The organism is Parabacteroides sp. PM6-13, assembly GCF_029892605.1.
GTDB lineage: Bacteria > Bacteroidota > Bacteroidia > Bacteroidales > Tannerellaceae > QVMG01.
The window spans coordinates 119,780-132,867 of the sequence record NZ_JARXWF010000003.1 but is presented as its reverse complement, the minus strand read 5'-3'; the positions used below and the strand labels follow the sequence as shown (position 1 = coordinate 132,867).

The window sequence follows — 13,088 nt, the reverse complement described above, 5'->3', positions numbered from 1 at the left end:
GCCTCCCCTTGGGGGAGGTTGGTGGGGCTTTTCCAATTCATTATGCTCAAAGGAACATTTCCTACAGAAAAATTCAAAGCGATTCCAACACCTTTCTATTATTACGATATTGCGCTGTTGAAAGAGACATTAGAGACCGTAAAAGCCGAATCTGGCAAGTATGGCTACCATGTGCATTACGCGGTCAAGGCCAATGCCAACCCACGCATCCTTTCTATCATTGCTGAACATGGCTTCGGGGCTGATTGTGTCAGTGGCGGTGAAATACGCGCGGCACTCGACGCGGGTTTTCCGGCTGACAAAGTGGTCTTTGCCGGCGTAGGGAAGGCCGATTGGGAGATTGAATTAGGTCTCGATAACGATATCTTCTGCTTCAATGTGGAGTCGGCTGTCGAACTTGAGATCATCAACGAAATAGCTGCGGCCAAAGGAAAAACAGCCTCTATCGCGCTTCGCATTAATCCGGAGGTGGATGCCCATACGCATGCCAAGATAACCACCGGCATGAAAGAGAACAAATTCGGCATCAACCTGAGTATGCTGAATGATGTACTTGATCAACTGAAAACATTGAATAATCTGAAACTGATCGGCATCCATAGCCATATTGGTTCGCAGATCACCGATATCTCCGCCTTCCGCAACCTGGCCATCCGCTTCAATGAGATGCAGGATGAGTTAGAGAAAAGAGGATTACAGGTGGAGTATATCAATTTCGGAGGAGGACTGGGCATCGATTACTATCATCCGAATCATATGCCTATCCCGCCATTCGATAATTATTTTGCCGCCTTCCATAAACTCTTGCAGGTGCGTCCGGGACAACAGGTTCATTTCGAGCCGGGACGTTCCATTGTTGCCCAATGCGGTAGCCTGATATCAAAGGTTTTGTATGTAAAGAAGGGCGAGGTGAAGCAGTTTGCTATTCTTGACGCCGGATTCACCGAGCTGATCCGTCCTGCCATGTACGATGCGTATCACCGCATAGAGAACATCAGCAACGACGACGAGGTTGAACTATACGACGTGGTCGGTCCCATCTGCGAATCTTCGGATGTATTTGGGAAAGAGGTTGAACTGAATCGCGCCCACCGTGGCGACCTGATTGCTTTGCGTTCGGCCGGCGCTTATGGAGAGGTGATGGCTTCTCAATACAATTGCCGTCGTTTACCTGTTGCCTATTATTCGGATGAATTATAACCATGGAACATCTATTCGTATTTACTCCGCTTGAACTCCTTTTGACCGGTATTGTTGGTTTTTTCTTTATGATCCAATTGCTTTACTGGCTGGTCACTTTTGCCCGTCCCTTGCGCCGAGCAAAGAAAATAACCCAGCCGGAGACCAAACAATACCCGCCCGTTTCAATCGTGGTATACGCGAAAAACGAATCAGAGAACCTACAAAAAAATCTCCCTTCACTGCTTAAGCAGGACTATCCGGATTATGAAGTCATTGTCGTGAACGACGGATCGACCGACGAAAGTGACAATGTGCTTAAAACATTCGAGCAGGAATACGGACATCTGTATCACACCTATATTCCGCAAGATGTCAAATACCTCAGTCGCAAGAAACTCGCCCTAACGGTAGGTATCAAGGCGGCTAAAAACAGCATTATCCTATTCACGGAAGCCAACTGCAAACCCCTGTCGACAGCATGGATCGCCTCATTCGCCCATGCCTATACAGACAAGACAGAGATTGCTTTAGGATTTTGCGCGTATGAACAAAAGAGTGGCTTTATGCACCAGCTCATCGCGTACGACAACCTACTATCCGGACTTCAATATATCTCGTCGGCACTTAAGAATCATCCTTTCACAGGGAATGGGCGCAACCTCTCCTATCGGAAAGAACTCTTCTTCCAACACAAAGGATACCAGAAGACACTAAGCCTTCACGCCGGCGACGACGACCTTTTCATCAACCAGGTGGCCAACAAGCGAAACACCCGGGTGGTCTACAACCCGGAAAGCATCACGCAAATGCAAGAGGTGGAGCGCTATAAGATATGGCGGGAGATGAAGGTATCGCGTGCCGCTACGCAACGCTACTACAAAGGAGGCAAACTATTCTTCTACCGGATGGAAGAGGTGACCTATTTCCTTTTCCTGGCTGCTGTTATCGCCACTGCCATCATAGGCATCGCGGGCAACTGGCTCATCAGCCTATTCGCCGGATTACTTTTCATAATCCGCTTCATCACAAAAGCCATGATCCTCCACAAATCGGCCAAAATGCTTCAGCAAAAGCCGACTACCGCCGGATTGCTCCTACTCGAAATCATCCAGCCTCTACACGGCCTCTACATCCGGATCTACCGTATGTTCCGAGGGAAAAACGATTACACCTTCCGACTGTCTTAAAACACAAAAGACCGCCCTGTCGCTACAGAACGGTCTTTCAGAAAAGCAATCGGATTGCTTTAGAAGCTGTTTTGAATTTTATTGGAGCTTATTTAGTCTTATTTTTCGCTTAGTTGTGTCTTTGCTTTTGGGAGCATAGCGAGCTATGTGACTAAAAGCAAAGGCGCGGATAAGCGGAAAAGAAGGCTGAAGAAGCCCAATAATAAGCAATAATAAATTGTTTCATAAAATTCAAAACAGCTTCTAAATATCATCGTTTATAATCTTTCAATACAGCTTGTAGCTCCTGACGGGCGAAATAGATGCGGCTCTTGATGGTACCAAGAGGCAATGCCAATTTTTCAGCAATCTCATGGTATTTGAAACCACTCAAATACAAGGAGAAGGGAATCCGCAGATCTTCTTCCAAAGCGTCAATCGCTTTGGTGATCTCCTGAATACGGTAAGCTCCATCCGGGCTGTCGATACCGGCATCATTGATGACGTCCAAATTATACAAATCAGCGTTTTGGTCGATGATTGTTTGGGTTCTCACGATTTTGTGATAATTGTTGATGAAGAGGTTGCGCATGACGGTTAAGACCCACCCTTTGAAATTCACATTGTCTACGAATTTCTCCTGATTGTTCAAAACCTTCAGCGTTGTGTCCTGCATCAAATCCTGAGCATCGTCACGGTCTGCAGTTAACATTAACGCAAAATTCATCATGTTTTCTTGCATGCTCAATAATTTTTTCTGAAATTGCAACGCGTTCATAACCTAAAGTTTTATTTGATTAATAATTGCGAAAAGTTTGGCTTGGTTTATTTCTCTTTTCGTTTTGTTTCTACACAAATATAGCACTTTTATTATGAATAAGTCTGGTGTTTTCAAAATATTAATATATAAAATAGAATTTTAGCTGTTTTACACCTAAAATTCCTAAAATAAGCACATTTCACAACACGCGCATGTAGCGACTTTCAGATTCTTCAACAGAATGAACATATAATACAAGTTTAATAACGCATCATTTGATATTCAATGGACAGAAAACAAGTTCTTATCGTATTATTTATTTTCATATCTGCCTTTCCATTTGCCATTTTTGCAAAAACAGGGCAAACGGACAAGCAAAAAACGGTGTACACGATTGATATAAAAAAAGAGATCGACAACACCACGCAGTTGTACCTGCACAATGGGCTGACAGAAGCACGCGAAATGGAGGCTGATGCTATCCTGATCCATATGAATACCTATGGAGGGTTATTGGAGGCGGCCGATTCCATGCGAACGGCCATTCTCTACAGTCCCATTCCGGTGTATGTCTTTATCGATAACAATGCAGCCTCAGCAGGTGCGTTGATTTCTATCGCCTGCGAAAAGATCTATATGCGCAAGGGAGCCAATATCGGCGCGGCCTCTGTAGTGAACCAAACGGGTGAGATACTGCCCGACAAGTACCAGTCGTATATGCGTTCGATGATTCGCTCGACGGCCGAGGCGCATGGAAAGGACACGATCATACAAAACGGCGATACTATATACAAATGGAAGCGCGACCCATTGATCGCAGAGGCAATGGTCGACGAGCGCACCGTAGTACCCGGTGTGAGTGACAGCGGCAAGGTGTTAACCTTAACAGCCGAGGAGGCTATGAAATGGGGCTACTGCGACGGCATTGCCGAGACGGTGGATGAGGTGATCACCGAATTCATTGGTTACCCCACCTATGAAATAAAGAAATACACCCCCTCCTGGTTCGATAATCTGAAAGGATTCCTGATGAGTCCTGTACTTCAATCACTATTGATCTTAGTGATTATCGGCGGGATTTATTTTGAACTTCAGACACCGGGAGTCGGATTCCCAACAATCGCCGCGATTGCAGCGGCTATTTTATATTTCGCCCCTCTGTATATAGACGGACTGGCGCAAAACTGGGAGATTCTATTATTTATAATCGGCCTTATCCTGATTGCCGTAGAGGTGTTTGTCATTCCCGGCTTCGGAGTGACCGGTATCGCGGGAATCATCAGCGTAATCGCAGGCTTAACCATGAGCCTGCTCGACAACTTCTATTTCGACTTTGAAAGAGTCACCTCCGCCGACTCCGGCCGAGCGGCGTTAACCGTTCTGATGGGGATTACCTTTGCCTTTGTGGCTATGCTGTGGCTATCGAGTCGGATCGGACACAAAAACAGCCTGTTCCGGCGGGTTGCCCTTCATACCGATCTGGAAGAGTCGGTATCCAGCCTTGCTTTGGATAATATGATAGGAAAAGAGGGCGTGGCTGCTACCGTACTTCGTCCGGCCGGCAAGGTTGAGATCGACGGAGAGCATTATGATGGCGTATCGGAATTGGGCTTCATCGAAAAAGGAACACCGGTGCGGGTGGTGCGTTTTGAGAACGCCCAGGTGTATGTTGTCTCAATCGGTTGACGCCACGCGTTGATAGACAATGCGCTTATCCACCACATGGTAGCGAAGCACATTCAATGCCATCAGATCACTGAGGATGTTTCGTGCCGTATAATAGTTGATATGAGCCAAGCGACAAAATTGGTTTATATGTATATAGGTATGCGCATCCAGCCAATGAAACAAGATCTCTACCGGCTTACTCAGCCTCAATAGGGTGCCCTCTTGCATACCTTTTTTCTTCCAGGAAAGCATCAAGACCTCATTGGCCAATATGTTTTCATCGGCCACGCGTATGTAGGCCTTGTATTTATCCTCTTTATCGGGAGCGCTATGCGGCTTCTCCGAACTGGGGGCAATATAGATCTCCAAGACCGTTTTCCCTTGTATATCCCAGCGGGTAGCCTCGAATGGGACGACAGGGCGGGTGTACATCGTTGAGGCCGCCTCGATCATATAATACTCTTCTTCGCTGCGGACACCGGCAATCACGCCATTATCTTTCACACCAATCAACAGCCTTCCTCCATCGGTATTGGCAAAGGCACAGAGGGTGCGGGCAATCTTCTTGCTATCGCTCACCTCGAACTTAAAATCAAGCTGCTGATGCTCGCCTTCTGCAATTAACGACAATATGGGATGGGATTTCATCTTACGGTTTCTATTTGAGGGCAAAAATAAATTAAATAGATAACTTTGCCAAGCAATAAAAAAGAGAGCTGTCATGAAAGAGAAATTCATTGGAATCATTCCGGCGCGCTATGCGTCGACCCGTTTCCCAGGAAAACCCCTGGCTGACATGAAAGGTAAGCCTATGATACAACGGGTATATGAACAGGTATCCCAGGTATTGGAAAAGGTGTGTGTAGCTACGGATGATAACCGCATTGCCGAAGCCGTAGCACGATTCGGCGGCGAGGTGGTTATGACCTCCGATCAACACAAAAGCGGAACCGACCGATGTTATGAAGCCTATACCAAGGTAGGCCAAGGATATGATATTGTAGTTAATATCCAGGGAGATGAACCTTTTATTCATCCGAACCAGATCGAGACATTGAAAGAATGTTTTGACGATAACGGAGTGGATATTGCGACTTTAGTCAAACCATTCCATAAAGAAGACGACTTCGAACAGGCCCTGTTCAATCCCAATACCCCGAAGGTTGTATTAAACAGGAATAACGAAGCTATGTATTTCAGTCGTTCGGTTATCCCCTACCTGCGTGGAAAACATCACGAGGAATGGCTGGTCAACCATACCTATTATAAACATATCGGGCTATATGCTTACCGGGCTAACGTATTGCGGGAGATCACCCTATTGCCGCAATCGCCTTTGGAAATAGCCGAGAGCCTCGAACAACTGCGCTGGTTAGAGAATGGTTACCGCATCAAAGCAGGCATCAGCCACCACGAAACCATAGGCATAGATACGCCGGAAGATATGGAAAAGGCGTTGGGGCTGTTGTAGTCGCGTTGCGGCTTAAGAAGAAGTCAGAAGTCAGAGAAGTTAAGAAGTTAAGAAGTTAAAGAAGCGAGAAGTCAAGAAGTTAAAGAAGTTAAAGAAGTTTAGAGGTCAGGCTTCTTGCTTCTCTGATTTCTTAACTTCTTAACTTCTTACTTCTTTAACTTCTCTGACTTCTACATGTTAGCGTATCCGCTTATACTCTTTCTTCGCCACCGGCTTGATCGATGTCAGGTCGGCAATATTGACTGCCTGCTTCGAAGCGATACTCTTACGAGCAGCGATACCCACCAAACAAGCCAAGGCGCCGTCGCGTACGCTGGCACATTGCTTGAACGGGTCTTCTATATTCGGAAGGAAGATCTGGTCTTTCAACAATTTATCTCCACCACCATGACCGGATGTACCAAACGGTACATGGATATATTCACGGCGACCAAAATTCTTGAACAAGACAATCTCGTCATAATTCACATCCGATACCGCGCGTGATTCCTGGATCCAGGCGTCGATACGGCCCTTCGTGCCATTAAACGCGATACGATAACCCTCATAAGGAGAGTAAGCTGTCAATGAATATGACACCTGTACACCGTTCTTATATTTAATGGTAGCAGCCATCTTATCGAAAATATTCACATCATTCCGGAACACACATCCGTCGCGCAGGTAGCCGTCATACTTCTCATTCTCTACATAGAGCTTCACGTTCGTCGGGTTCTTCATAATGTCCCAATAGAACTTACACTCTTTCGTATGTGAGCAGGTACGGCAATTCTCTGCCCGGTAGGGGCCATTCTTTCCATAATGTTCCAAATCGCCCAAAGCGAAAACAGTTTCCGGGTCACTATCGATCCACCAGTTCAACAGGTCAAAGTGATGACTTGCCTTATGTACCCAAAGCGAACCTCCGCATTCCACCAATCGGTGCCAGCGACGGAAATAATCTGCTCCGTGTGAGGTATCGAGATACCAATGGAAATCAACAGATGTAAGTTCGCCAATCTCACCATTACGGATCAATTCCCACATCTTTGCGCGATGCGGAGAATAGCGGTAGTTGAACGTGATACGGCAATTCTTTCCCGTGCGCTTCTCAGCATCCAGGATCGCTTGTACCTTCTGCTCGTCGGTCGTCAATGGTTTTTCGGTGATCACATCAGCGCCCATCTCCATACCTTTGATGATAAACTCATGGTGCGTGCTGTCCATCGTTGTCACAATCAACAGATCGGGTTTCGTTTCCCGCATCATCTTTTCAAAATCAGTATACGTAGGACAGTCGGCGCCGATCATCTCTTTACCGGTCAATACACGGCCTTCATTCTTATCGCACAAACCGACGAAGGTCAGGTAATCGGAATAGTTACGTACCAGGTCGCGACCCCACATACTGTTCCCTCTCGAGCCGGTACCCACCAAAGCTACTCGCAGCTTAGGGCCGTTCTGCACAGGGGCAGCAATTGGAGATTCGTTTGTACTAGCACTGATAGGAGCTGATGATAACAAAGCCGCGCCGGTGAGTGCGCCGGTTGATGCCAGGAACTTCCGTCTTGACATAGGATTTACTTCTCTACTCATTTTCTTTGTTGTGTTGTTTTTTAGGTATTAATAAATGTATAATCGTGTTGTTTTACTTATCCATACTTTTTCGATGTTCAAACATATTAAAAAAATTGTTTCAAACATAGTACAGAGAGCAAGATTTTCAATAAATCCTAAAAAACACTCCAGGCAACGGTCAATCCGGCCATCACAATAGCCACCATACTCATGAGTTTAATCAATATATTCAGACTAGGCCCCGACGTATCCTTAAACGGATCGCCCACCGTATCTCCTACGACAGTCGCCTTATGGCAATCGAGCCCCTTCCCGCCGAAGTTACCCTCCTCAACATATTTCTTGGCATTATCCCACGCCCCTCCGGCATTCGCCATGAAGATAGCCAAGACAAAACCTGTACTCAATCCACCAATCAATAAACCAATAACACCCGTCACCCCAAAAATCAATCCGGTAACGATTGGCGCAACAATAGCCAATACCGAAGGAACAACCATTTCCCGTTGTGCTCCTTTGGTGGAAATTTCCACACAACGGGCATAATCAGGCTCAGCCTCTCCCGTCAATATGCCTTTTATCTCGCGAAATTGTCGACGCACCTCTTCCACCATCTTGGCTGCAGCGCGCCCGACGGCATTCATCGTAAGCCCGCAGAACAGGAAGGCCATCATGGAGCCGATGAAAATACCGGACAATACTTTGGGGTTCATCAGGGTCACATCGTAATAATACATAAAGTCGGTAAACGATGCTTTCGCCGTTTCAAGCAAACGCCCGTCGGCCATAGCCAAAGTATTTTCTCCCAGACGAATCAGTCCTATCTTGATCTCTTCGATATAGGAGGCCAACAAGGCCAGCCCCGTCAATGCCGCCGAGCCGATGGCAAAACCTTTGCCTGTGGCAGCGGTGGTATTGCCTAACGAATCCAAGGCGTCGGTGCGTTTGCGTACCTCCGGGCCTAAGCCGGCCATCTCCGCATTCCCACCCGCATTGTCCGCGATAGGCCCATAGGCATCAGTAGCCAAGGTGATACCCAGTGTCGACAACATGCCGACCGCCGCAATGCCAATACCATACAACCCCATGCCGACATTCGCAAAATCAAAGCCGGAGGCGAACAAGAAAGCGCAGATGATACCAACCACAACCGCTAACACAGGCATAGCCGTAGAAAGCATACCCAAGCCCAAGCCGGAGATAATAACCGTAGCAGGCCCCGTTTGCCCGGCAGCCGATACGCGTTGAGTCGGTTTGTAGGACTGGGAAGTAAAATATTCGGTCGACTGCCCGATGACGATGCCCACGACCAGGCCAACCACGACAGCGCAACTGATCCAAAACCAATTATCCATGCCCAACAGATAAAGAATTCCAAAGGTCGAGATGGCGATCAATACAGAGCTTAGGTTCGTACCCAACGACAAGGCTTTCAGGAGTTGCTTAATTGTTGCATCCTCCTTTGTTCGGACAGCAAATATACCCAGGATAGAGAGGATAATGCCGACAGCAGCAATCAGCATCGGCGCCATAATGGCTTTGTATTGTAATTCAACGTTTCCTGTAGAGACAAAAGCAGCTGCTCCCAAAGCAGCTGTCGCCAGAATAGAACCACAATACGATTCATACAGATCAGCACCCATCCCTGCCACATCTCCTACGTTGTCCCCCACATTATCGGCTATCGTCGCCGGATTACGCGGGTCGTCTTCGGGGATGCCGGCTTCTACCTTGCCCACCAGGTCAGCTCCCACATCGGCGGCTTTCGTATAAATACCACCCCCAACACGAGCAAACAAGGCCTGCGTGGAGGCGCCCATACCGAATGTCAGCATAGTTGTCGTGATAATCGTGAGCTTATGAGTCGGCTCCATCATCTCCGCAGGGATAAACCAGTTTAGGAGGTAATACCAGAAAGAGATGTCCAACAGACCTAATCCGACAACTACTAAGCCCATCACGGCACCGGATCGGAAAGCCACCTGCAGCCCCCGATTCAAAGAGGTGCGGGCCGCGTTCGCCGTACGTGCCGAGGCATAAGTGGCAGTCTTCATACCCAAGAAGCCAGCCAACCCGGAGAAGAATCCGCCGGTGAGGAAAGCAATCGGCACCCATTCGTTTTGTACATGAAACACATAAGCCATCAAGCCAAACAGAATAACTAGCACTAAAAATACCAAGAGAACAACCTTGTATTGTTGTTTCAGATAAGACATAGCCCCTTCTCTCACATAAGAAGCAATCTTTGCCATCGTAGCTGTACCTTCGCTCTCTTTCATCATTTGCCTAAAAAAGTACCAGGCAAAAAGGAGAGCCACGACCGAAGCGATAGGGATAACCCAGAAAATAGGAGTAATCATAGCAGTAGTTTTATATAAAGGTTATGAAAATGCGGTCTCTACGCGTAAATATAAGAAATAAAACTAAACGTAAAGAGATTTTCTAATAACTTTTTTCTTATCTTTGCACCCGCTAATACAAACAGCTTAAATTAATTATTCAAACATGGCAACAAAGTTAAGATTGCAAAGACGCGGTCGTAAAAACTATGCTTTTTACCAGATCGTTGTCGCAGACAGCAGGGCTCCACGTGATGGAAAGTTTATTGAAAGGGTAGGTTCTTATAATCCGAACACTAATCCTGCTACAATAGATTTGAATTTCGAGAGAGCTTTGTATTGGTTACAAGTGGGTGCACAACCTACTGACACAGTTCGTAATATCCTTTCTCACGAAGGTGTATTACTGAAAAAACATCTTTTGGAAGGAGTAAAAAAAGGCGCGTTCGACGAAGCTGCTGCAGAACAGAAGTTCCAGGCTTGGTTGCGCGACAAACAATCTGCTACTCAAGCTATCAAAGACAAAGAGCGCGAAGCTGCGAAAGCAGACGCCAAAGCTCGTTTGCAAGCTGAGCAGGAGGTGAACAAAGCAAAAGCAGAAGAAGTAGCTAAGAAGAAAGCCGAATTAGCGGCTGCAGCTGCTGAAGCAGCTGCCGAAGCAACCGAAGAGGCTCCGGCCGAAGAGGTGGCAGAAGAAGCTCCTGCTGCAGAAAGCGCAGAGTAATTCTACGGCTTTCCTTCAAAGGAAAAGATAAAAGGGATGGTATCGCAAGATATCATCCCTTTTTATTTTGAACCTGGATTACGCTGATTGGGAAATCTAATCAAGAAAATCCCTAAATCAGCGAAATCCCGGTTCAGAATTCAACCGTTTTCGTCGTCCCATCACGAAAAACAATCTCCACCTGCTTCTTATCAGAAGAGACCGTTACCTCTTTGACCGGACTTAATTCTGTGGAAGTAAATGCCTTATCGCCTTTTTTCCATAATTGAAGCGTCACATAGATAGCCTCCTGTTCGATCCGGTCGGTAGCCATCAGGGTAGCGCAGCGATCGCTCACCGGGTGCAGTCCTTCGGGATAGGCGGCTACAGTCTCCTGCCAGCCTACCAAGGGAATCAATGCTAATTGATAGGCACCATTGTCAATGATATGCGCATCGTATTCCTTCACCTTCTGATTCTTCTCCGCGATGGCTTTCCCCAGTTCGGGCAGCGAGTAATGCCCCAAGCGAATATCGGTTGCCACAGGCGTCGTCACCTTGTCCACACGCAACACACCATCCGGAAGCAGGATATCCGCCAGCTGGAAGCGCACCTCTTGGTTCGTTTCCAACACGGCATCCCGACGATATATGCCATCTTCAAAGCTCTTGAAGGTATACAGGCGAAGCACCTCCCACGCCCCTTTGTCATTCCGGACAGCATAATTCATCGACACCTCGCCCTCTTTGCCATCGGCCATCCAGGGAAACTCCGTATGATAGGCCAGTTTATTGTAGTTCTCGCTGCTACGGAACTTCTGCCAGTCGCGCGCAACCGTTTCATGACACCAGGAACGCATCTCCGCGCCACCTGAGTTGGGATAATCAGTAATCATCAGGTTGGTGGCCGGTTGGAACTTATTATACACCTGACCCGGTTTCAGCTCCTCTTCCCAAGCTCCATTATTTTCTTTCGCAGTCCAGAAAATATTATCCTCCGGAAGAAGAAGCGCCAAAAACACCTTGCCACACCAGTACACGCTACCGCGGCAACTATAGATTTGAGTAGCCGGTTCGAATGCCTTATAGAAGCCCAAGGTCGGCACATGATCTTCCATCATATCGGGGTTTTGCAGGAATTGCAACATGGTGCTCGAAGCAATCCGGCGCATCCAGCCGTAATTGATCGCAGCTGGATCGTCGAAATAACCCAACAGAGCAAGGGGAACCACCGAGGCAAAGCGGTAGGGAATGCTACGTCCCCACATATTCATCTGCCCATCGCGGTTGAACATATAGGGATAGTTATCGACGATATCCCTCAGGTTCGACATAAACCGCCGGGCGTATTCGGGATAATATTTCTCACCATACAGCTTCGACCATACCGGGCCATACATCTGAAAAGCCCACATACTATAATAATCGTACGCCGGCGCATCGTTATACCATCCTTCGCCACGATAAAAAGCCAACGCCTTATCCAGGTTTTCGATCAATCGCTCTTCGTTCACCTCATAGCCCTGGTCTTTGAAAAAACTCAAGACAAAGATGTTGAAAAAGCGCCAGTTGGAATCAACCGTCGGGCCATCGCCATAGCTGATCATCGTAGCGGCAAGCGCGTCTTTCTGCTCCTGACTCAACGGCTCCCATAATATTTCAGGAATCACCGAGAGCGAAATAGCCAATGCGCCGAACTCAACCAATATCTGGCTGGGGCCTCCGTTGGGTGCCCGGTGGCGGATAAAGCTCGGGCTATCCGGGTCGATCAGGTTCAACAGCTGATGACGATAATAATCGGCCACCTTGATATTGTTCAAGACCAGGTCCGGCCTTTCCCGCAAAAGCGGGGCAGCCACAAACAGTGTACGACAGAGCCCTTCCAATTTCTCGGTCGGCACCTGTCCTTCGTTTTGCGGATAGGTTTTGTCGTGTTGTTTGGGAAATTTCATCGGATCATCCAAGCTATGGATATAAGTAAACGCCCCTTCTAACAAGTATTCCGCCGCATCGACCCAATGCCGACGGGTCATGCCTGTCTTGGGACTAAGGGTATAGTCCGGCTGTTGTAACTGAAACGTGTTTTCTACGTTTGTGGATTGATTCGCAGCCTGTTTGTCGTTACAGGAGGTAACACAGACAGCGAGTGCAAAGCCCGCGAGGGCTACCAAAAATGATTTAGAGTTCATAAAAATAAGTTATTAGAGTAATAAGTCACTCCCAACGGAGTATATAAAAAGAAA

10 protein-coding genes are annotated in these 13,088 nt (G+C 47.3%); 5 read left to right on the top strand and 5 right to left on the bottom strand.

Features of this window, described 5'->3' with window-relative positions; all coding sequences use genetic code 11:
• The first annotated feature begins 42 nt into the window (after positions 1-42).
• On the top strand, positions 43-1,200 hold the full coding sequence (gene lysA, locus M2134_RS04075; protein WP_280750059.1) for a diaminopimelate decarboxylase: 1,158 nt from the start codon (positions 43-45) through the stop codon (positions 1,198-1,200).
• A gap of 2 nt (positions 1,201-1,202) precedes the next feature.
• Positions 1,203-2,369: a glycosyltransferase gene (locus tag M2134_RS04070; protein ID WP_280750058.1), complete on the top strand. Its 1,167-nt coding sequence runs from the start codon at positions 1,203-1,205 to the stop codon at positions 2,367-2,369.
• A gap of 250 nt (positions 2,370-2,619) precedes the next feature.
• Here M2134_RS04070 and M2134_RS04065 read toward each other — a convergent pair whose 3' ends face one another.
• Positions 2,620-3,126, bottom strand: coding sequence for an RNA polymerase sigma factor (locus M2134_RS04065; RefSeq protein WP_280750057.1), 507 nt, complete (start codon positions 3,124-3,126; stop codon positions 2,620-2,622).
• A 306-nt stretch (positions 3,127-3,432) separates the two neighbouring features.
• Here M2134_RS04065 and M2134_RS04060 point away from each other — a divergent pair, with 306 nt between their 5' ends.
• Positions 3,433-4,794, top strand: coding sequence for an NfeD family protein (locus M2134_RS04060; RefSeq protein WP_348525026.1), 1,362 nt, complete (start codon positions 3,433-3,435; stop codon positions 4,792-4,794).
• Here M2134_RS04060 and M2134_RS04055 read toward each other — a convergent pair.
• Positions 4,783-5,424, bottom strand: a complete 642-nt coding sequence (locus tag M2134_RS04055; protein WP_280750055.1) for an ATP-binding protein — start codon at positions 5,422-5,424, stop codon at positions 4,783-4,785. The two genes, M2134_RS04060 and M2134_RS04055, sit on opposite strands and share 12 nt — an antisense overlap.
• Positions 5,425-5,497: 73 nt before the next feature.
• On the opposite strand from M2134_RS04055, the gene kdsB reads away from it, so the two are divergent.
• On the top strand, positions 5,498-6,247 hold the full coding sequence (gene kdsB, locus M2134_RS04050) for a 3-deoxy-manno-octulosonate cytidylyltransferase (protein ID WP_280750054.1): 750 nt from the start codon (positions 5,498-5,500) through the stop codon (positions 6,245-6,247).
• A gap of 177 nt (positions 6,248-6,424) precedes the next feature.
• Here kdsB and M2134_RS04045 read toward each other — a convergent pair whose 3' ends face one another.
• Entirely contained in the window at positions 6,425-7,822 is a 1,398-nt protein-coding gene (locus M2134_RS04045) for a Gfo/Idh/MocA family oxidoreductase (protein ID WP_280750053.1), read from the bottom strand.
• A gap of 137 nt (positions 7,823-7,959) precedes the next feature.
• Complete coding sequence (locus tag M2134_RS04040) at positions 7,960-10,164, bottom strand: sodium-translocating pyrophosphatase (protein ID WP_280758138.1); 2,205 nt, start codon at positions 10,162-10,164, stop codon at positions 7,960-7,962.
• Positions 10,165-10,309: 145 nt separating this feature from the next.
• Between M2134_RS04040 and M2134_RS04035 the strand changes: the two genes are divergently transcribed.
• Entirely contained in the window at positions 10,310-10,867 is a 558-nt protein-coding gene (locus M2134_RS04035; RefSeq protein WP_280758137.1) for a 30S ribosomal protein S16, read from the top strand.
• A gap of 133 nt (positions 10,868-11,000) precedes the next feature.
• Here the strand turns inward: M2134_RS04035 and M2134_RS04030 are convergent, their stop codons facing one another.
• Positions 11,001-13,034 (bottom strand): DUF2264 domain-containing protein, encoded by a 2,034-nt coding sequence (locus M2134_RS04030; RefSeq protein ID WP_280758136.1) that lies wholly within the window; start codon positions 13,032-13,034, stop codon positions 11,001-11,003.
• Positions 13,035-13,088: the final 54 nt, after the last annotated feature.

Bases quoted from the DNA above. Each gene is read 5' to 3' on its own strand.
- M2134_RS04070 (WP_280750058.1), top strand. From the start codon at position 1,203: ATGGAACATCTATTCGTATTTACTCCGCTTGAACTCCTTTTGACCGGT.
- M2134_RS04065 (WP_280750057.1), bottom strand. From the start codon at position 3,126: ATGAACGCGTTGCAATTTCAGAAAAAATTATTGAGCATGCAAGAAAAC.
- M2134_RS04040 (WP_280758138.1), bottom strand. From the start codon at position 10,164: ATGATTACTCCTATTTTCTGGGTTATCCCTATCGCTTCGGTCGTGGCT.
- lysA (WP_280750059.1), top strand. From the start codon at position 43: ATGCTCAAAGGAACATTTCCTACAGAAAAATTCAAAGCGATTCCAACA.
- M2134_RS04055 (WP_280750055.1), bottom strand. From the start codon at position 5,424: ATGAAATCCCATCCCATATTGTCGTTAATTGCAGAAGGCGAGCATCAG.
- kdsB (WP_280750054.1), top strand. From the start codon at position 5,498: ATGAAAGAGAAATTCATTGGAATCATTCCGGCGCGCTATGCGTCGACC.
- M2134_RS04030 (WP_280758136.1), bottom strand. From the start codon at position 13,034: ATGAACTCTAAATCATTTTTGGTAGCCCTCGCGGGCTTTGCACTCGCT.
- M2134_RS04045 (WP_280750053.1), bottom strand. From the start codon at position 7,822: ATGAGTAGAGAAGTAAATCCTATGTCAAGACGGAAGTTCCTGGCATCA.
- M2134_RS04035 (WP_280758137.1), top strand. From the start codon at position 10,310: ATGGCAACAAAGTTAAGATTGCAAAGACGCGGTCGTAAAAACTATGCT.